This is a genomic window from Schaalia cardiffensis F0333, from assembly GCF_005886435.1.
Lineage (GTDB): Bacteria > Actinomycetota > Actinomycetes > Actinomycetales > Actinomycetaceae > Pauljensenia > Pauljensenia cardiffensis.
Genome location: NZ_CP040505.1, coordinates 1,768,983 through 1,788,853 on the forward strand (window position 1 = coordinate 1,768,983; position 19,871 = coordinate 1,788,853).

The window sequence follows — 19,871 nt, forward strand, 5'->3', positions numbered from 1 at the left end:
CCTCAGCGTCGGCCACCCAACACCAGGGACATCATCTCAGCGCGGGTCGCGCCGTCATTCATGATCCCCCGCAAAGCAGAGGTGACGGTGGAGGAACCAGGCTTGGAGACGCCGCGCATCGACATGCACATGTGCTCGGCCTCAATGACGACGATGACACCCTGAGGGTGGAGGACCTCGTCAATGGCGTCAGCGATCTGAGCGGTGAGTCGTTCTTGGACCTGGGGGCGGCGGGAATAACCCTCGACGACTCGGGCGAGCTTCGACAAGCCCGTGACCCTGCCGCCGCGCGGAATGTATCCGACGTGGGCGCGCCCGTAGAAGGGGAGAAGATGATGCTCGCACACGGAGTGGAACACGATGTCTCGCACGAGGACGAGCTCATCGGTCCCTGCCTCGAACTGGGTGCGCAAATAGTCGCGCGGATCCTCGTTAAGGCCGTTGAGGATCTCCTTCCAGGCCTTGGCAACACGGGTGGGCGTATCGCGAAGCCCCTCACGATCGGGGTCTTCACCGATGGCGGCGATGAGTTCACGCGTGGCCGCTTCGGCTCGCGCTTCGTCGTAGCCCATCAGATGTCCTCGACTTTCTCCGCACCCTCATCGGCGTCAAGGGGCGCGCTATCCGCCTGCGTTTCTGCCGTAGGAATACCGACCGGTTCACCGAGGCGGGCTCCGGGGATCGCCGCATCCGCGCCGTAGTTCCAGACGGGACGCTCATCCTGCTTGCGGACGGCCTCGAAGATCTTCGCGAGCTGAGCCTCATCGAGGGTCTCCTCCTCGAGGAGACGGGCAGCGAGGGTGTCGAGCACATCGCGGTTCTTCGTCAGGATCTCCCAGGCTTCCCGCATGGCCGCGTCGAGGAGGAGACGCACCTCGTCGTCAATGATCCCGGCCATCTCATCGGAGAAGACACGCGATTCACCTGCGCCGCCGTGCCCGAAAGCCTCAGTGTCGGTCGTTCCGAGTTTGACGAGGCCGACGCGCGAGGACATGCCGTAGTCGGTGACCATCGCACGAGCGATCTTCGTTGCCTGCTGAATGTCGTTCGCCGGGCCCGTCGAAGGGTCGCGGAAGACGATCTCCTCAGCGACTCGGCCCCCCATCGCGTAGACGAGGTCGTCGAGGAGCTGATTGCGGGTCTTGTTGTAACGGTCCTCAGTCGGCATGACCATCGTGTAACCGAGGGCGCGTCCGCGCGGGAGGATCGTCACCTTCGTCACTGGGTCCGTGTACCTCAAGGCGGCGGCGCACAGGGCGTGCCCGCCCTCATGGTAGGCGGTCACGGCCTTGTCATGATCGTTCATCACGCGGGTGCGTTTCTGCGGGCCCGCGATGACGCGGTCGATCGCTTCGTCAATGGCGCGATCATCAATGAGGTCCGCGTTCGAACGGGCCGTGAGCAGCGCGGCCTCGTTGAGGACATTCGCAAGATCCGCGCCGGTGAAACCGGGGGTGCGCTTCGCAATCTGGAAGAGGTCAACTTGCTTCGTCATGGGTTTTCCTGCGGCGTGGACTTTGAGGATCGCTTCACGGCCCTTAAGGTCAGGGGCTTCGACGGCGATCTGGCGGTCGAAACGGCCGGGGCGCAGCAGAGCCGGGTCGAGGATATCCGGGCGGTTGGTTGCGGCGATGAGGATGATGTTCGCGCGCTCATCGAAGCCGTCCATCTCAACGAGAAGCTGGTTGAGGGTCTGTTCGCGCTCGTCGTTGCCTCCGCCGATGCCCGAGCCTCGGTGACGGCCGACCGCGTCGATCTCGTCAACGAAGATGATCGCCGGCGATGCTTTCTTCGCACGTTCGAAAAGATCACGCACGCGTGAGGCGCCCACGCCGACATACAGTTCCATGAACTCTGAGCCCGAGATTGAGAAGAAGGGGGCGTGAGCCTCACCGGCGACCGCCTTCGCGAGGAGGGTCTTGCCCGTTCCGGGAGGCCCGTAGAGGAGCACGCCGCGCGGAATCCTCGCACCGACCTTGTGGAATTTGTCGGGGGCGGCGAGGAACTCGCGGATCTCTTCGAGTTCTTCGACGGCTTCATCTTCACCGGCCACGTCGGCGAAAGTGATGTCGGGGCGCTCCTGGTTGAACTCTTTTGCCTTCGACTGGGCGAAACCACCGAGCATCTTATTTCCCGACATGGAGCGCATGAACAGGAGAAGAAGGCCGAAAAGGAGGAGCAGCGGAATGAGCATCTGCAGGATCGAGGAGAGGAAGGAGGCCTGTGGGCGCAAGGCGTTCCACCCCTTCGTCGGCTTCGCATTTGCGACCGCAGTGAGGATGTCCTCGGTCTGCGAATAGGAGTAGGTGAAGTAGACGTTCTTGCCGAGCTCCGCCGTGCGGTCGCCGAGCCCCGTCGACTCGTGCGTATAGGGCTCTGTCAGCGAAAGGTTGACCTGCTGGGTGGACTCGTTGAGGACGGCTCTTTCAATCGAGTTGCTCTTGAGGATCTCGAGTCCTTCGGAAGTGTCGACTGCGCGGGGCTGGAAAGCCTGCCAGAGGAACCACCCGCCGATCATGAGGACGAGGAGTGGCGCGATGATCCACGCCCAGTTGACTCGATTCTTCGTCTTGGTCTTCGCCATGGGTTCCCGATTCAGTTCTCGTAGACGTGGGGAGCGAGCGTGCCCACGAAGGGAAGGTTGCGGTATTTCTCCGCATAGTCGAGCCCGTAGCCGACGACGAACTCGTTGGGGATCTCGAAACCGACGTAGGCGACCTCGACCTCGACCTTCGCGGCTGCCGGTTTGCGCAGGGCCGTCGCAATGCGGACCGAAGCGGCTCCGCGCGAGAGAAGATTCGTCCTGAGCCAGGACAAGGTGAGCCCCGAGTCGATGATGTCTTCAACGATGAGGACGTGACGTCCGCTCACGTCCTGGTCGAGATCCTTGAGGATGCGGACGACCCCGGAGGACTTCGTTCCCGAACCGTATGAGGAAACGGCCATCCAGTCCATTTCAAGGGGCGTGTGGATCTTACGGGACAGGTCGGCCATCACCATGACGGCTCCGCGCAGAACACCGACGAGGAGAATCTCCTTGCCCGCGTAGTCTCTGTCGATCTCCTCGGCCATTTCGGCGAGACGCTGATCGAGTTGTTCTGCAGTAACCAGAACGTCCTTGAGTTTCTCGCCCATATCCGTGGTGTCCACGCGGTCCTCTTTTCATATCGTGCGCCCACATGAGCGGGCATCCTGCCTTAAGGTTGCCACATTTGGCGAGGGGGCTGCGACGCGGGGCGGCACAACTCACTGAGAGCGAAAACATGGTGGGCTCGGCGCGGAGGATCCTTCAAGTAGCGCAGCCCCACACCCTGGCGTTCCCTTCGAGAAGCGGCAGCTCAGCTTCGCCTGAGTCTTCCCCATCCCACACCCCGGCGTTCCCTCAGTGAGTGTTCTCCACGATCAGGACGGGGCGGGCGGCGATGTCGCGTCCTCTTCTTACCCTCACCCCGGCAAGATCAACGCCTTTTTGTCCGTGCCATTGACACAGCAGTGCATCGACCTCGTCAATGAGACGCGAGGAGAGGGCGCCCGCTCGCGCTCCTCCTTCGAGGCAGAAGCGGCGGATGATGCGGGTGCGGATCGCCATCGGCAACTCCATCATGGGAAGGATGTCGAGAGCCGGGGCGCGACTCCCATCAGGGAAGAGCGCTTCGCGTTTCGCCGTGTGCCACGCGCTCTTGGCCCAGGAGGCGAGGGCTTCGTCATCGCGGGCGGCAAGTTCGGCACTGCGGGCGAGGGCCGGGATTGGGTCAACTCCCAAGGCCTGAGCAAGAGAGGGAAGAGCATGGGCACGGACGGCGCTTCGTCGAAGAGGCCCCCCATCGGCTGCGCGCCAGGGGCCCTGGGGCTCATTCGTCAGATCCTTCACCCATTCGAGTCCGGCTTGCTCGCAGGCGCCTTCCGTCGTTTCTCGGCGTACTCCGAGCAGTGGGCGCAGCCAGTGCACGCCCTGAGAGTCGACAACTTTAGAGCGGATCGCTCTCAAGGAGTGTGCGCCCGATCCTCGGGCGAGGCGTAGGAGGACCGTTTCAGCCTGATCGTTGAGGGTATGTCCTAAAAGGACGGGGGCGCCCAGTTCCTGTGCTCTGCGTGCAAGGGCTTCGCGTCGTTTCTCGCGGGCGGCGCCTTCTGGTCCTCCCGCCGAGCCGATTTCGACCTTTTCAATGTCGGCCAGGGCTCCGAGTTCGCGGGCCAGGGCTGCGACCTTTTCGGCTTCTTGTGCCGATTCTGGGCGCAGACCATGATCAATGGTGAGGGTGTGGACTTGCCTGCCCGTCCTCGTTGCCCAGTCGATGACCCCGAGAGTCAGAGCGAGTGAGTCCGCTCCCCCGGACAGGCCCACGAGGAGTGGGCTTTTCGGGTCAAGGGATTCGAGGGATTCGAGGAAGTGCTTCACGGCGAGTGAGACGATCCGCAGCTGCCCTTTCGGGTTCGGGCCGATGATGCGGCTCGCATGTGAAGCGGGGGTGGAGCGGGGGGCGTGTTCGCAAGGATGCGCGCCCCGATTGTCTTGAGTGGACGAGGACGCCCGAGGATGCGCGACCCGTTTCTTTTTATCAGACACGCGGGCTCGTCGGAGTCGGGGGTGTCGTCGCTTCGGGTCCTTTGCGGGCAAAGTCCGGGAAGGGGTCCTCGTTGCGGGAAAGAGCATCAAGGGCAGGGCCCAAAGAGTTTGAGCTCACGATTTCTTGGGAGATTCTCCGATAGTCCTCGTATGCGCGGAAGAGTTCGGTCTGGGGGATTGAAGAGTCGAGGAGGAGCGCAGAGACGAGAGTACGAATTGAGGATTTCGGGCCGAAGTTGCGAATCCACAGGACCGAAGACAGGTCCGCTGGGGTGAGGCGCAGCATCAGCGCATCGAGGAGGGCATCCACGAGGAGGAGACGGGCCAGGAAGTCCGTGTTCTCCAGGGTTGGATCCACCAGGTTCGGCGCCTTGTGCACGATGAGGCCTTCCAATCCGACTCTCAGGGCGACCCACTTGCACCAGTCGGATTGGTCGAGGGAATGGGCGTGGGCGGCGGCGAGGACATTCGGTGCGATGAGGACGCGGGCCTTCACACGCGGATCCCATAGTCCCGTGGCTCGACGAGAAAGGGCTCTGATCGTGATAGCACGGTCGCGCAACTCGCGAAGCTCGTAGATGGGCGCGATCGTGTCCAAGGTGCGAGCCGTCTGAAGCGCGAAAGAATGCCGATCGAGGACGAGGACGGGTGAGGCGGCGATTTTGGCTGCTTCGGGCAGGCCGCTGAGGCTCTCCACGTAGGGTTCGGACCAGCGTGCGGCGCGTCTGAGGCGGGTGACGGCCCCGGCAGCGATCGCGGAGTTCGTCATTGGCCCCGCAGAGCTGAGGGTGTTGAGTGCTCGTGCAATTCCTCGGGAGCCAATCCGCATCGACATGGGCTCATTGTACAAAAGCCCCCTGCTGGCACGGGGAAGGACAGGGGCTTCGCCCGGCGGAAAACCCCTGGTGGCGCGGGTGGTTCAGAGGTCGGCCAGCCCCGTGACGAAAGCGTCAAGCACCGGCCTGGTCAAGGCTCCGCCGTCATCGGGGACATTCTCACTTCCGATGGCGTACACGAGGATCCTGCCTGTGGAGGTCTGCACGATCCCGGCCAATGATGACACTGCTCCTAGTGTTCCCGTCTTGGCCTGAGCATTCGCATAAGCCCCACCACCGGTCATGCGTCTTTCCATCGTGCCATTGAGTCCCGCCCAGGGCAGGCTGCGAGGAAGGTCGGCGAGCGGGCCTGTGGAGGCAAGTGAGACGTTGATGGCGCCCACCAGGGTCTGCGGGGCGATCCGGTCATCGGAGGACAATCCCGAGCAATCCCCCAGGGAAAGGCCACTCGTCGGCACTCCGGATTCCTCCAAGGTCTGGCGGATCACGGAAACGGCTCCTGGGAAGGAAGTCTCGACGCCTCGGGCCTTCGCGCTCAGGCGCCCCAGTTGTTCGGCGAGAGTGTTGTCGGAGTTGTAGAGCATCCATCGGATCTGCTCGCCTAGGGGCGCCGATTGGATCGTGGCGATCGTTTCTGCGCCTTCAAGTCCGCTCGACGCTCCCCCCAAGGTCACTGCGATCCCTCGCTCTTGTAGGCGCTGGGCGAAGACGGCTGCGACGGTGGACTCGGGGTCGTCGACGAAAGTGTAGACCGAGGGGGCTGTGCGTCCCGCATCAATCGCCATCGCTCCGACTGCTCCGACGTAGCCCTGGACGTCTTGGGCGGTCCAGGCTTCCAGGCGATCGGGCCCGTCGAAGGGAGAATCCGCCCAGTTCAGGGTCACATTGGTCGTTCCGGCATTGACGAGGGCGGCGGCCGCCTCCTCAGCCAGGTCGGCGAGTCCCGCGCGACCGTTGACATCGTCTGGATCGGATGTGCCCGCCCCGAGGAGGAAATCTCCTTCAGAGCTGAGGAAGAGTTCAGAGCCGGATACCTGCACGCTCGTTGTGAGTGTGCTCGCCGGATCGAGGGTCTTTAGGGCCGCGAAAGCGGTGAGGACCTTCGTGGTGGACGCTGGAGTATGCGCCTGGCTTGCTGAAGCATCGAGGAGGACCTCCCCGCTTCGTGCATCGATAACGTTTCCCCAGGCCCTCCATTGCCCCTCTTCGGCGGATTGGGCGACGCTTGCCCAGAGTTGGGCGACGTCGGAGGAGAGGACAGGTTCGCCTTCAGGTGTGGAGAAAGTGGCGAGGGATTGGCCTGAATCGGCGGGTAATTCAGGGGGGTCGGCAGGACTCGGCACTTCAGCGGTGGTGAGGAATCCTGGTACTCGGTCGGCAATATCGGCGGCAATATACCCACTGATCCCCAGCGCGAGTACTGCAACGCCTACAATCGCTGTAAGAGTTTCGCGCCGCATGGATCTCCTTCCGAGGTTCAACAACCGCTCCCACCCTAATGGTGAGGCGGCGGGGCGGCCGATCCGACACCCTCAGTCATGGGGGCAATATGAAGGAGTTCGCGGTGGAATTCGATGTGACCATTGAGATCCCGAAGGGGAACAGGAACAAGTACGAGATCGATCACGAGACGGGACGCATCCGCCTTGACCGTATGCTCTTCACCTCGACAAGGTATCCCGATGATTACGGCTTCATTGATGACACCCTCGGTGAAGACGGTGATCCGCTTGACGCCCTCGTCCTCCTTGAAGAGCCCACTTTCCCTGGTTGTGTGATTCGTTGCCGCGCACTCGGTATGTTCCGCATGGCCGATGAGAAGGGCGGGGACGACAAGGTCTTGTGTGTTCCCGCCTCGGATCAGCGCGCATCGTGGCGTACTGAGATCGAGGACGTTTCGGAGTTTCACCGCCTCGAAATCCAGCATTTCTTCGAGGTGTACAAGGACCTCGAGCCCGGGAAGTCGGTTGAGGGCGCCCACTGGGTGGGGCGTGAAGAGGCTGAAGCTGAGATTAAGCGTTCCTATGAGCGTTTGAAGGAGCACGAGGCCGGGCACTGAGAGCTATTCACACCCCGAGCGGGTGGTCATGAGCTGCGGCTCATGACCACCCGCTCTTTGTGTCTGGGCGTGTTGGTGAAGACCTTGTCCGCTTGGGGAATGCGCCAGACTGTTCGAGGATGAGATCCCGAGCGGCGTGCTATGCGCACACCTCAGGCCCCGAGTGTCTCAGAGTGCGCGCGTCTAATAAGACGCTGCGCCTGACTGGCGAACATGCGCCCACCTGCCTGAGGGATGACAACTAGCTGTGTGTAACGATCAGTGTGAAGGCGCAGACGCACGAGGCCCAACGCTTCATGCTGAGCACCTCCACTTCACGCAGAACGCGTCATTCGAGATACGAGCCTCAAAGGCGGGGGGAAGACGTTCCCCGTTCAAGCCCCGACGCTCCCACGGAGCGCCTCGCATCCAGGCGGAGTGAGTGCTGAAGGGGTGGGCCTTAGAGGCGCGTCGCGTAGGGCATGAGCTGAGACCAGCCCCAGATCGAGGTAATGCGCACCGTCATACCGAAAGTTGGAGCTTCGATCATCTGACCGCCGCCAAGATACATAGCGACGTGGTAGATGCCGGACTGGTATCCATTGGAGGACCAGAAAATCAGGTCACCGGGCTCCATCGAATCGATCGGCACATGCGTTCCATAACCGTACTGGGAGGCCGAATAGTGCGGCAGGTAGACCCCAGCTTCAGCCCATGCGAGCTTCGTCAGACCCGAGCAGTCGACGCCTCCGTAGGATTCACCACCCCACACGTAGGGGACACCTAAGAAGGACTTCGCGGCCGCAATCGCGGTGGAAGCCCCTCCAGAGGAGGACCAGGAGGGAGAGTAGGACCCTCGTGAAGACTGGGAGGGGGCGACGTAGGAGGGTTCCTCCCAGTCTTCCTCCTCTTCAGCTGCTTGCCTGGCTGCTTCTTCAGCCGCACGCCTCGCCGCTTCTTCAGCGGCCGCTTGAGCTGCCGCCTGCCTTTCGGCTTCGAGGGCGGCTTCTCTTTCGTTGATGAGTTCGACGGTGGTGCCCTGCTTCTTCGCGAGTTCGTTGACGTAGACCTCGCGTTGAGCTGCGGTTGTTTGCTGAAGGGCAAGAGCGGATTCGGCGGAGGCGCGAGCTGCTTCAGTGCGAGCCTCAACTTCCTCAGTCGCAGCTTGTTGGACGTTCACGGCTTCATCGGCAGCAGATTGCATGACCCTGGCGACCTGTTCGAGCGCCGCAACCTCCTGCATCTTTGCGTCAGCGGATGCGGAGAAGGAGTCAAGGGAGGCTTGCTTCGTTTCAACGGTGCGTAAGCCATCGGCCCCCAGATAGGGGGCGAGAGAATCAAGGGAGGCGGCGCCTTCGCGGTAGGCGGTTTGAGCGACGGAGGCGATTTGCTGTTTGCCCTGCTCGAAATCTAAGAGCGCCTGGTCCGCGTCTTGTTGGGCCTTCGAGGCAGTCATCCTCGCTTGTTCGAGCTCAATATTCGCAGCGTTGAGCTGTTCAGCAGCGATCCGCGCCTCTTGAATGGCCATGTCCGCCTGTGCGGAAACTGTGGCGAGGCGAACCTCGATCTGAGCGACCGACATTCGTGCCGCTTCTTCTTCAGCCTGGGCGCGGGCAATGTCTTCTTCGGAGGGAGCGGCTTGCGCAATCTGTGGGAGTACAAGAGCGGCGCTGGCCAAGAGGGCGATGATTCCTGCGCGTAAGCGGAAGGAGTGTGATCGGCTGCTCGAATCAGACACTGAATCACCTATCGTCGAGGACGCGGAGGCACACCGGAGCTGGTGCACCTTCTCGCGAGGATAGTTCACTTCAGTCTCAACACGCAACACCATCCACTATCTTCCCTATTATTTACATTCATCACAATCACACCATCTTTCACAGGGTGTCACCTCGTCCCAGCTTCTGAACAGCTCCCCTTTCACTCCCCTCCACGCCGTAGCCTCGTCATCATGAGCTTACGAATGCCCCGCTGACTGGACCCCAGCACCCCTGGCGCACCAGAGCGCACAGTGCTGGCGTGCAGTCAACCCCCAGTCCCTGCGGGAGGCCGCAAGCGCCCAGGAACGCGCCGTACAGCTCCCGCTCCTCAGATCTCTCAGGAGCCCACAATGACCCAGTCCAACGCCCAGAACTGGAAGTTTGAAACCCAGCAGGTCCACGCAGGCTGGGACCGCGATCCCGCGACCGGAGCAACCGCCCTGCCAATCCACATGTCCAATGGATTCGCCTTTGAATCCGCTGAACAAGCGGCCGATCGTTTCTCCCTTCGACAAATCGGCAATATCTACACCCGCCTATCGAATCCAACGAACGACTCCCTCGAAGCCCGTGTCGCCGCCCTCGAAGGTGGAGTCGGCGCCCTCTTCCTCGCATCAGGACAATCCGCAACCGCCCTCTCGATCCTCAACCTGGCAGACACGGGAAACAACATCGTCGCCTCCGGTTCCCTTTACGGCGGCACCGTCACACTGCTGAAGAACTCCCTGGGCCGCCTCGGGATTGAGGTTCGTTTCGTCTCCGACCCTCTCAACGCTGAAGCCTGGAAAGCCCTCGCCGACGCCAAGACCGTCGCTTTTTTCGGTGAAGCCATCCCGAATCCGCGCGGCGACATCCTCGACATCGAGCCGATTGCCCAAGCCGCCCACGAAGTCGGGGTCCCCCTCATCGTTGATAACACGGTGTCCACCCCCTACCTGACGAGGCCCTTCGAATGGGGTGCGGATATCGTCGTCCACTCGGCCTCGAAGTCCCTGGGCGGACACGGCACGACCATGGGCGGTTTCATCGTCGACTCCGGGCATTTCGACTATTCGGCCGATCCGAAGCGCTTTCCGCACTTCAACACTCCCGACCCCTCCTACGGGGGAATCATCTACGCGCGCGACCTCGGCGAAGAGGGCGCATTCGGGGCGAATCTGTCCTATATCCTGCGCGCCCGCCTCCTCGGGCAGCGCGACTTCGGTTTCGTCCCCTCCCCCTTCAACGCCTTCCTCATTGAGTCGGGCATCCAGACCCTGTCACTGCGCATCGAACGGGCAACCGACAACGCCCTCGCCGTCGCCCGCTACCTCGAGGCACATCCACAGGTCGAATCGGTGAACTACGCGGGCCTCGAGTCCTCACCACTGCACCACCTCCACCTCAAGTACTGTCCACGAGGCGCGGGTCCACTTCTCTCCTTCGTTATCAAGGGCGGCTACGAAGCGGGGCGCGCTTTCGCGAATTCACTCGAACTCCTGCCCCTTATCGCCAACCTCGGTGACAACAAGACACTCGCCACTCACCCGGCCTCGATGACACACTCCCAGTTGTCGCCCTCGCAGCTTGAAGCCGCGGGCATTGAAGGAGGAACCTTCCGCCTGTCGATCGGCATTGAGCACATCGACGACATCATTGCCGACCTCGAAATCGGGTTCACAGCGGCCAGCACCGTCGCGTCCTGAACAGTCGGGGACCTGGACGCTGTCACTCGACACGAAGGATGAGCCCTCCCCTTCACCTCAACCCCAGAATCCCGGAGAGCTGCCTACGGTTCCCATCCCTCCTCTCAACACCTTCTCGCCCTCGTCCACCCCAAGGAGAATCGATGCCCACCGCCGCCAACCCCGGTCCCTCGGCACCCGTTTCCGGAGGGTGGAACGAGGGCGACCCCGTCGCTGAACGCCTCTTCGCAGACCTGGGAACCCTGGAGCTGGAGAACGGTAAAACCCTTCCCGGCACCAAACTCGCATACGAGACCTGGGGTGAGCTCAACGCTGAGAAGTCGAATGCCGTCCTTATTCTCCACGCGCTCACTGCGGACGCCCACGTGGTCGGCGAGGCGACCGAGGGACAAGCAACCGGTGGATGGTGGAATGAGATCGTCGGACCGGGCAAAGTCATCGACACAGAGAAGTTCTTCGTCCTTGCCCCGAATGTGCTCGGCGGATGCCAAGGTTCGACGGGTCCCTCTTCCTTAGCACCCGATGGAGCTCCCTGGGGCTCAAGGTTCCCTGTCATTTCAACGCGCGACCAGGTCGCAGCTGAGGCCCTTCTGGCCGATCAGCTCGGTATTGAGAGTTTCTCCCTCGTCGTCGGCGCTTCTCTTGGCGGGCACCGCGCGATCGAATGGGCCGTCGATATGCCCGAGCGAGTTTGCCGACTCATTGTCGTCGCCTCGGGCGCACACACCACGGCCGAACAGGCGGCCTGGGCACATACGCAGTTGCGGGCAATCGAATTGGACCCCGCCTGGCAGGGGGGCGACTACTACACTTCTCCGGACAAGCCCAGTTCCGGACTCGCTCTGGCTCGTCAGATCGCTCATACGACCTATCGTTCCCCCGAAGAACTCGATACTCGCTTCGGAAGGCGCCCTCAGGGAGACGAGGACCCCCTGCATGGCGGGCGCCTCGCTGTTGAGTCATATCTCGACTATCACGGCACGAAGATCGTCAACCGCTTCGATGCTGGGTCCTATGTGGCTCTTACGAGGTCGATGCTTTCGCATGATGCGGGCCGCGAGCGCGGGGGCATTCCCGAGGCATTGGCGCGGATCACGGCAGCGACCCTTGTTGTCGCCGTGGATTCGGATCGCTTGTTCTTCCCTGAGCAACTCCGCAAGATCGCCGAGCAGATCCCCGGTGCCATTTACCGTCAAATCCACTCAGACTATGGGCACGACGGCTTCCTCCTCGAATACTCCCAGCTCACCGCCATGTTCGATGAGTTCTTGGGGGATACCGTCCAACTCTGAGGGGACACGGAAGGGAAGTAGCCCTCGGCGTGGAGGGGGCACTTCCCGTGGGGCCTCTTCCGGGGCTCGACCAACACGTGTAGTCCTCGGCGCGGAGGGGCTGTGCCCGCCCTCGAGAAAGCCGCAGCTGCCTACCTGGGTGTAGTCCTCTGCACGGGGGTGCACGTCTCAGCGTCGAGGGGCTCTACGCCTCGGAGCAGAGGGGGCACATACCTCGGCCCAAACGGGCGCCCCACGACAAGACCGCCGGGCCTGATGCCATCTACACGCCCACGACCCCAAGCAAGCACTCCCGGTTCCACCTTTCCCGCGCGGATTCCACCTTCCCAGCCACCACACCCTGCTCCCGCCCCGCGCGGGTTCCACCTTTCCCGCCCTATTCCTGCCCTATGACACCCATTCCTGCCGGGAAAGGTGGAATAGACATCGCCATCCCCGGGAAACATGGACTAGGCGATGACGCACGCAAGAAAACACCGAACAGGCAATGGTGGATGCCGAACCAGGAAGCTCCGCCCCTCCCACCCTCCGGATTCCAGGTTTCCCGGCCACCACACCCTGCTCCCGCCCCGCGCGGGTTCCACCTTTCCCGCCCTATTCCTGCCCTATGACACCCATTTCTGCCGGGAAACATGGAATAGGCAATGACGCACGCAGGAAAACCTGGAACAGGCGAGGGCCGACACCACACCGGAAACGCTTCACCACTCTCAGGACATTTCACCGCTCTCCCCTCCCGATTCCAAGGGTTTCGAGCGACGCACCCTCCCGATTCCAAGGGTTTCGAGCGACGCACCCTCCCGATTCCAAGGGTTTCGAGCGACGCATCGTTTCCCCCTCCGGGTTCCAGAGTTACTACACCCTTCTTCTTCCCCACTCGAACCCTCTTGACAAGCCCACCACTTCAGTGGTTAATTAGTCATGTAACGAACCAGAGAGGAGGTTCTCCGTGGAATTCGACTCCACAACCCCGATCTACATCCAGATCGCAGAAGAACTCCGTCACGAAATCCTCATCGGAGCCCTCGACGAAGGGGACCAAGTCATGTCAACCACGAAATACGCGACCACATACCGCATCAACCCGGCGACAGCAGCAAAGGCCTTCACCGCTCTCGTCGATGAAGGCCTACTCGTCAAGAAACGCGGCATCGGAATGTTCGTCGCCGCTGGCGCCCGCGAGCGCCTTCGCACCACCGGCCGAGCCCGATTCATCCAAGACTCTCTCCTCCCAGTGGTCGAAGAGGCACTCGCCCTCGGACTGACCCCAAATGACCTCATCGACGCAATTCACACCCACGCGCAAAGCGCCGAAACACACACCAAGGAGCACTGATGATCCGCATCGACTCGCTCTCCCACACCTACCCCCGTCAGAAGGAGCCCGCCCTCGATTCCTTCTCCCTCGAACTCGCCGAAGGAGCAATCACAGGCTTCATCGGCCCGAATGGCTCGGGGAAGACAACCCTCTTCAAAGCCCTTGCAGGGCGCATTCTTCCCTCCAGCGGCCAGGTCCTCATTGACGGCCGCCCCGCCGGGCGCGAAAAACTCATCGCCCACTGCCTCTACGTCGGCGACGACAAAGACCTCTCCCCCGTCTCGGCGAAGAACGCACTTCTTTACGCGAGATGCCGTCCGACCTGGGACGAAGCGATCTTCACTCGTCTCGCCCAGCGATTCGAACTCTCCTTCAAAGGAACCCTGAGCCGACGCTCCCTGGGCCAACGCGCCCTCTTCACTGCGGCGCTCGGACTCGCATCGGGCGCGCCGATCACCCTCCTCGACGAGCCGAGCGGCAACCTCGATGTGCCCACACGACTCGCACTCGCCGAAGAGATCATCCGCGTGAATGCCGAGGCCGAGGGCGCACGGACGATCCTCATCTCCAGCCACATCGTCAGCGAATTGGAGTCACTCATCGAACACGTCGTCGTCTTGAAGAAGGGACGACTCGTCAAAGCAATGCCCGCCGAGGAGCTCCGATCCGCCGCCATCGCCCTCGTCGGCGATCCCACCACGATCCGGGCCGCGCTCGCATCCGAAGCGAAGACGCGAATCCTCGACGAACGCCCCCTCGGGCGCCTCGCTGAGATCCGAATCATCGGTCACACTCCCGAGCTCCTCGAATCCCTGAGCCGTTCAGGAATCGAGATCCAGCCTCTGTCCTTCCAGGACGCCTTCGTGTCCCTCATTTCTGAGGAGAAGTGAAATGACGACCGCACCCCTTTCCCGAAGCACCGTCGGAGCGCATGAAGGCCCCTCCTTCGTCCGTCTCATTGGCGCCGAACTCACTGAAATCCGCCTCTACTGGCTCATTCCCGTAGGTGTGACCGCAGCGAATCTCCTCATCAACGCACTCATCCTCTTCTTCAGCGAAGGGGCGAATGGCGAGCACGATCTTGCATCCTCGATCCCCACGAACTGGGCTTTCAGTTGGTTCATTCTTTTCCTCGTCGTTGGAATCGTCAGAGGCCTCAACGCCACCCCGCAGGCGGCCCTCTCGGGTGCAGGCTTGAAAATGCAAAACCTCGTCGGCTGGGTCTCGGATGGTCTTGAAGCGCTCGGCGCGATCCTCGTCTGGATGCTCACAATGGCTCTCATTCCCTCCTTAGAGCGATCCATCTTTCTCGCCGATTCCCAGGGAAACTTCCTCGGACTGCCCCTCCCCTTCATCCTCAGCGGAGCGCTCGCGCTCCTCGTCCTGTGGGCGAGCATCGGTGCGATCGGGAGGATCATCAGCCACTCATTCAGGATCTGGTCGATCTGGGGCGGGCTCTTCTCACTTGTGGCATTGCTCCTTCTCGGTCCCGTTCTGGGCGCCGTGGCGGGCTGGTTCGATACGACCATGAGCGACGGATCGTGGGAATCGAACTTCGTTCTCGCGATGGGAGGGATCGGGCTCCTCATGGTCCCGATCGCCTGGGTCCTTGGAGAACGGGGGCCAATCCGCACGGTCGGCTGAGGCACTAGGCCGACTGAAGTCCTCGGTCGGCTCAGACACTCGAGCCCCTGGCGGTCGCTCGTCTCAGTTGAGGCGCGCGGCCGCCAAAGCCATGCGGCTATCTGACGCCGTTCCCACACCCCAAAGACAATCTCGACACCTACGCCCACCCCACACCACCGCCGAAAACATAATCAGGGCACAACACACCCATTCCCAAGCCCCCACACGCACCCCACAAACAATCTCGACGCGTGCACCCTCACCCCAGACCCGCCGAAAACATAATGAGGGTCCGTCGGCGATCGCTCGGGGCCAGGGCACTCCAAAGATTGCAGTACAAACCCCCGGTGAGCGCCACGCAGCCCCAAGACCAAGGCTCTTAGCACTCCCGCGTATGCATGCCAGAGCCCAGCGACCACGCCTCACCCCCGGTGAGCACTTCTCAGCCCCGACAGACCACGCGCCACGCAGTCCCAAGACCAGGGCTCTTAGCACCCCCACGAACGCACGCCAGAGCCCAGCGACCACGCCCCACGCACCACCCCTCCGCCAGGCCACGCGGTTCGCCCGTTACCTTGTTGGTGGTTGCCGGTGAATGAGTGCCGGTGGCTGGGCCAGCGGTGGTCGGCATGATGTTTTGCCCCTGTCTTTGAATGGTCCGGGGGGTGTTGTCACCGGCCGCCGCGGGGCTGCTGCTCACCGCTGATCAGGGGAACGACCCGCTCGAGGTCTTTCGTAACGTGGGTGCGGGATCGGCGGCTCAAGGCTGGCCCGATCTCCTACGAGACGAGGGAGCGGCACGTGCAGACCTCCAGCATTGACGTGTTCATCGGCATCGACGTGGGTAAGTCCGACCACTGGGCCACCGCCCTGGACCGGGACGGTAATCGCCTGTTCGACAAGGCCTTGCCCAACGACGAGACCAGACTGCGAGACCTCTACGAGCGGCTGGCCCGGCACGGGCGGGTGCTGGTGGTCGTGGACCAGCCCGCCACCATCGGAGCGCTGGCTGTTGCCGTGGCCCAGGACATGGGCATCCCCGTGGGCTACCTGCCTGGCCTGTCGATGCGGCGCATCGCGGACCTGACCCCGGGCAACGCTAAGACCGATGCCCGTGACGCCGCGGTCATCGCCCAGGCCGGCCGCACCATGCCGCACACGCTGCGGGCCATCAACGGCTCGGACCAGGACGCAGCCGCCCTGTCCATGCTCACGGGCTTCGACCTGGACCTGGCCCGCCAGGTCAACCAGACCTCGAACCGGATCCGGGGCCTGTACACCCAGATCCACCCCGCCCTGGAGAAGGTCCTGGGTCCACGGCTGGAGCACGACGCCGTCCTTGAGGTCATCGCCTCGTGGCCCGTCCCCACCGCCCTGCGAAAGGCCGGGCGGGTACGAGTGGCCGCTAAGCTCAAGGCCCACGGCGCCCGCCGCCACGAGGCCTGGGCCGGCGAGATCATCAGCGCGCTGGAGGCCCAGAACGTCGTGGTCATCGGCACCGACGCCGCCGGAATCGTCCTGCCCCACCTGGCCCGCCAACTCATCGCCCTGCACGCCCAACGCCGTGACGTCGCTGCCAAGGTCGAGGCCCTGGTGGAGGCCCACCCTCTTTACCAGGTCCTGACCTCCATGCCCGGCATCGGGGTCAGGACCGCCGCCGTTTTCATCGCCGAGACCCTCGGACGGTCCTTCGACACCGGAGCGCACCTGGCCTCCTACGCCGGGCTCACACCCGTCACCCGACGCTCCGGCTCCTCGATCCGCGGCGAGTACACCTCCCACGCGGGCAACAAGAGGCTCAAACGGGCCATGTTCCTTTCAGCCTTCGCCTCACTACGCTCAGACCCCGTCTCCCGGGCGTACTACGACCGCAAGATCGCCCAGGGCAAGCGCCACAACCAGGCCGTCATCGCCCTAGCCCACCGCCGCATCCTCACCCTACACGCCATGATCCGAAACGCCACCCTCTACAACCCCCAACCCACCCACCAACTACCAACCGTCGCTTGACACACCACATAGGGGCACCCCCCAAGACCACGCCTCACCCCCGCGAGTGCACAAGAAAGCTCCCGCCCTCGTAGGGTAATCCCATGAGCGAGCAGGACGATGAACTGAACATTCCCGAAGCGGAACCCGAATACGACGTCATGGAGCCTTGGGCGAATGACGGTCCCCCTCCGCTTGGCGAATGGCGAGAGGACATCCTCGGTCCGGCCTACGAATCTCAGACGATCCCCCTGATCCCCGATGAGGAGGGCGACGCCTCCGCTGTCCTCGTACGCTATTCGGCCCACCGCGACCCCCACGCCTCCCACGAGGCGAAGGCTTTCCCCAGTTTCATCGCCTTGTACCTGCACGGACGTAACGACTATTTCTTCCAGACTCAGCTCGCGCAAACAATGGCCGAGGCCGGATGCGCTTTCTACGCTCTTGACCTGCGAAAATACGGACGCTCTTTGCGTCCGTGGCAACAGATCGGCTACGTGGACGATCTGAGTGTCTACGACGAGGAGATCGGCGAGGCTTTGAGCATCATGCACGCCGAGCAGGGACATCTCCCCCTGATTCTCGTTGGGCATTCGACCGGCGGACTCATCGCGACCCTATGGGCGCACCGCCACCCCGGAGCAGTCGCAGGCTTAATCCTGAACTCGCCCTGGCTTGAAATGCACACCATGGCGAATCTGCGTCCCGTCGCTCAGCCGATCCTCGGGCGAATCGCCTCGCGCAACCCGAAGTGGGAGGTCCCCTCCGGTGGTGGCCTCGATTTTTACGGCCGTTCTCTCCTCTACGGTCGCCAGGCGTCCGAACTGCCCATCCCCGAGGGGATCAGCGAGGACGACCCCGTTGTCACCGGATGGGGCTATGTTCGAGCGTGGAAGCGCCCCGAGTCCTACCCGATCCCAGCTGCCTGGTTGGATGCGATCATGGCCGGACACGAGACGATTGAAAAGGACGTGCATTTGACGTGCCCGGTCCTCTCGATGACCTCGACCACCTCGTATTTTGAATCCGAATGGTGCGAGAAGGTCTTCACTTCTGACATCGTTCTCGACGTGGAGATCATCCGGGAGCGCTCTTCACGCCTCGCCGACCAGGTTACGATCGCGCGTTTCCCCGGCAAGCACGATCTGTTCCTCTCGGATCCGGATGTGCGTGAGAAGGTGTACGACACGATGAAGCGATGGATCGGCGCTTTCGTGACACAGGGCTGATCAAGCATCCCGGGGCTCGCTGATCAAACGTCCTGGGGCTCGACACCTGGGCAGCTGAGAAAAGCGCTTTCAGGCAGTGAGGTAGAGAGTGTGAGGTCGAGAGCAGGGCTCTGAACAGTGGGGCAAAAGCTCACAGCGAAGCCGACGGAACAGAGGGACGGAGGCTCAGCTCTAAACAGAGTGACAGAGGCTCACGCTGAAGCTGAGGGAACAGACCGAAGCTCACGGAACAAAGGAGCGAAGGCTCAGCTCTGAACAGAGAGGTCAAAGCTCACGCAGAGAGGCTCAGGCCTTCGAAGCGTGGCGCCCGCGCGAACGTCCCGAAGTGCGCGAATACTCGCGGATCATTTCACGGTTGACCTCGTCAATGCTCTCACCAAGGGTCGGGCCCGAAGAACCCGCGACCCGCAGGTGGTCCCACGCATCCGCGAGCCTGGGGAAACGGGCTTCGAGCTCTTCAGGGGAAGCCCATGTCCCGAGCTGGGAACAGATCCGCCCCTCGGAGTCGAGGATCAAATCATCAGGGGCAGCGCAATCCTCATGCGCAGCCAAGGGCACCGACTCGCCGATAAGGGTGGCGAGAACCTTAAGGCCATCGGAATCCCGATTCAGCAAGGGCACACCGTTTTGGCGCGCAGCAAGGAACTCGGCGGCTTCCTGCGCTGGAGCGTTACGGGTCGCCCCATGTGAAGCATGTTCAACGCCAGGGACTGCGCTCGCTTCCTGCCAGGGGGTCTCCCCACTCATATTCGCCCCAGACTCTTCGATGGGCACCTCAGTGAACTCCTCTTCTGGGAGGACGCCCTCAAGGCGCAGCCTCCCCGTGTAAGTGCCATCCTCAGATTCGAGATGAGCCTCGTCCTCGTCATATGGAGGAGGGGGCAGGACGGCGGCGATAGTGGACTGGCCTGCGGGCAGTTGCGGAGCGTGCCCGTACATACGTGGGCCGACCGCGTTCACCTCAAGGAAAACGCGGCCGTTCGACATGCGACGCAAACTGATTTCGTGAACTTCAACGCCAGAACTCGCGAGCACATCAAGGGCCGGGCGCACCTGCGGATCAATCGCTCCGACGACCATGACGAGGCGAGGGCCCGCACCGGAGGCGGGAGGCATCGAGTCGCGGAACTCAAGCCAGCCATTCTTAAAAGCCTCAACGCCTCCCTCGTATTCATGGGCCAAATCCGCCCAGGACAGGGCCGCAGCATCGGCGAGACGAGACAAGGAACTGATGAGCGTGTCGGAGTCGAGTTTCGCAACAACCTCCACGGAGACGACCTGACCACTGACATCCAGAGCCGTCAGACGCGGGGAGTCACCCTCGACGGGCAGTCGCGACAATTCCCTCCACGTGATCGGGAAAAGCGGGCGTGCAACGATTTCGAAGACTTGCGAGCAGATCGCGTCAACGAGGTCTGGTGTGAGCCCGGAGGTGACGGTGTGCCCGAACTGTGCAGGGACCAGTCGTCCGCCGTCGAACTCGAACAGAGGCACCTCGTCTTCCCCTCTCCTTCGTCTTTGTGAACACCTA

At 62.5% G+C, this 19,871-nt stretch carries 16 protein-coding genes; 8 read left to right on the plus strand and 8 right to left on the minus strand.

Annotated elements, in window-relative coordinates:
- Positions 1 to 2: 2 nt before the first annotated feature.
- The 6 genes from folE to dacB form a co-directional block, all read right to left on the minus strand.
- Positions 3 to 572: a GTP cyclohydrolase I FolE gene (folE, locus tag FFA61_RS07410; RefSeq protein WP_005963396.1), complete on the minus strand. Its 570-nt coding sequence runs from the start codon at positions 570 to 572 to the stop codon at positions 3 to 5.
- A complete protein-coding gene (ftsH, locus tag FFA61_RS07415; protein ID WP_005963394.1) occupies positions 572 to 2,584 on the minus strand; it encodes an ATP-dependent zinc metalloprotease FtsH in 2,013 nt (670 codons plus the stop codon). Before ftsH ends, folE begins: the two co-directional genes overlap by 1 nt.
- 11 nt (positions 2,585 to 2,595) lie before the next feature.
- Positions 2,596 to 3,150: a hypoxanthine phosphoribosyltransferase gene (gene hpt, locus FFA61_RS07420; protein WP_005963393.1), complete on the minus strand. Its 555-nt coding sequence runs from the start codon at positions 3,148 to 3,150 to the stop codon at positions 2,596 to 2,598.
- Between the two features lie 232 nt (positions 3,151 to 3,382).
- Positions 3,383 to 4,567: a tRNA lysidine(34) synthetase TilS gene (gene tilS, locus FFA61_RS07425; RefSeq protein ID WP_005963392.1), complete on the minus strand. Its 1,185-nt coding sequence runs from the start codon at positions 4,565 to 4,567 to the stop codon at positions 3,383 to 3,385.
- Positions 4,560 to 5,402 carry a zinc-dependent metalloprotease gene (locus tag FFA61_RS07430; RefSeq protein ID WP_051057823.1) on the minus strand — a complete coding sequence of 281 codons (843 nt, stop codon included), beginning with the start codon at positions 5,400 to 5,402 and terminating at the stop codon, positions 4,560 to 4,562. The genes tilS and FFA61_RS07430 overlap by 8 nt, the downstream gene beginning before the upstream one ends.
- A gap of 84 nt (positions 5,403 to 5,486) precedes the next feature.
- On the minus strand, positions 5,487 to 6,863 hold the full coding sequence (gene dacB, locus FFA61_RS07435) for a D-alanyl-D-alanine carboxypeptidase/D-alanyl-D-alanine endopeptidase (protein ID WP_005963390.1): 1,377 nt from the start codon (positions 6,861 to 6,863) through the stop codon (positions 5,487 to 5,489).
- A gap of 104 nt (positions 6,864 to 6,967) precedes the next feature.
- Between dacB and FFA61_RS07440 the strand changes: the two genes are divergently transcribed.
- Positions 6,968 to 7,462 (plus strand): inorganic diphosphatase, encoded by a 495-nt coding sequence (locus FFA61_RS07440; protein ID WP_040313623.1) that lies wholly within the window; start codon positions 6,968 to 6,970, stop codon positions 7,460 to 7,462.
- 439 nt (positions 7,463 to 7,901) lie between these two features.
- Here FFA61_RS07440 and FFA61_RS07445 read toward each other — a convergent pair whose 3' ends face one another.
- A complete protein-coding gene (locus FFA61_RS07445) occupies positions 7,902 to 9,272 on the minus strand; it encodes a C40 family peptidase (protein ID WP_005963387.1) in 1,371 nt (456 codons plus the stop codon).
- Positions 9,273 to 9,551: 279 nt separating this feature from the next.
- Here FFA61_RS07445 and FFA61_RS07450 point away from each other — a divergent pair, with 279 nt between their 5' ends.
- From FFA61_RS07450 to FFA61_RS07480, 7 genes are all read left to right on the plus strand, one after another.
- Complete coding sequence (locus FFA61_RS07450; protein ID WP_005963386.1) at positions 9,552 to 10,886, plus strand: O-acetylhomoserine aminocarboxypropyltransferase/cysteine synthase family protein; 1,335 nt, start codon at positions 9,552 to 9,554, stop codon at positions 10,884 to 10,886.
- 143 nt (positions 10,887 to 11,029) lie between these two features.
- A complete protein-coding gene (gene metX, locus FFA61_RS07455) occupies positions 11,030 to 12,178 on the plus strand; it encodes a homoserine O-acetyltransferase MetX (RefSeq protein ID WP_005963385.1) in 1,149 nt (382 codons plus the stop codon).
- A gap of 949 nt (positions 12,179 to 13,127) precedes the next feature.
- Positions 13,128 to 13,514: a GntR family transcriptional regulator gene (locus FFA61_RS07460; protein ID WP_005963384.1), complete on the plus strand. Its 387-nt coding sequence runs from the start codon at positions 13,128 to 13,130 to the stop codon at positions 13,512 to 13,514.
- Entirely contained in the window at positions 13,514 to 14,386 is an 873-nt protein-coding gene (locus tag FFA61_RS07465; protein WP_005963383.1) for an ATP-binding cassette domain-containing protein, read from the plus strand. Before FFA61_RS07460 ends, FFA61_RS07465 begins: the two co-directional genes overlap by 1 nt.
- 1 nt (position 14,387) lies before the next feature.
- Positions 14,388 to 15,140 (plus strand): hypothetical protein, encoded by a 753-nt coding sequence (locus FFA61_RS07470; protein ID WP_005963382.1) that lies wholly within the window; start codon positions 14,388 to 14,390, stop codon positions 15,138 to 15,140.
- 783 nt (positions 15,141 to 15,923) lie between these two features.
- Positions 15,924 to 17,132: an IS110 family RNA-guided transposase gene (locus FFA61_RS07475; RefSeq protein WP_040314463.1), complete on the plus strand. Its 1,209-nt coding sequence runs from the start codon at positions 15,924 to 15,926 to the stop codon at positions 17,130 to 17,132.
- Between the two features lie 83 nt (positions 17,133 to 17,215).
- The gene (locus FFA61_RS07480) at positions 17,216 to 18,340 is read left to right on the plus strand and encodes an alpha/beta hydrolase (RefSeq protein ID WP_005963379.1); all 1,125 of its coding nucleotides are present in this window, start codon (positions 17,216 to 17,218) and stop codon (positions 18,338 to 18,340) included.
- Positions 18,341 to 18,625: 285 nt separating this feature from the next.
- Here FFA61_RS07480 and FFA61_RS07485 read toward each other — a convergent pair whose 3' ends face one another.
- A complete protein-coding gene (locus tag FFA61_RS07485) occupies positions 18,626 to 19,834 on the minus strand; it encodes a hypothetical protein (protein ID WP_005963378.1) in 1,209 nt (402 codons plus the stop codon).
- Positions 19,835 to 19,871: the final 37 nt, after the last annotated feature.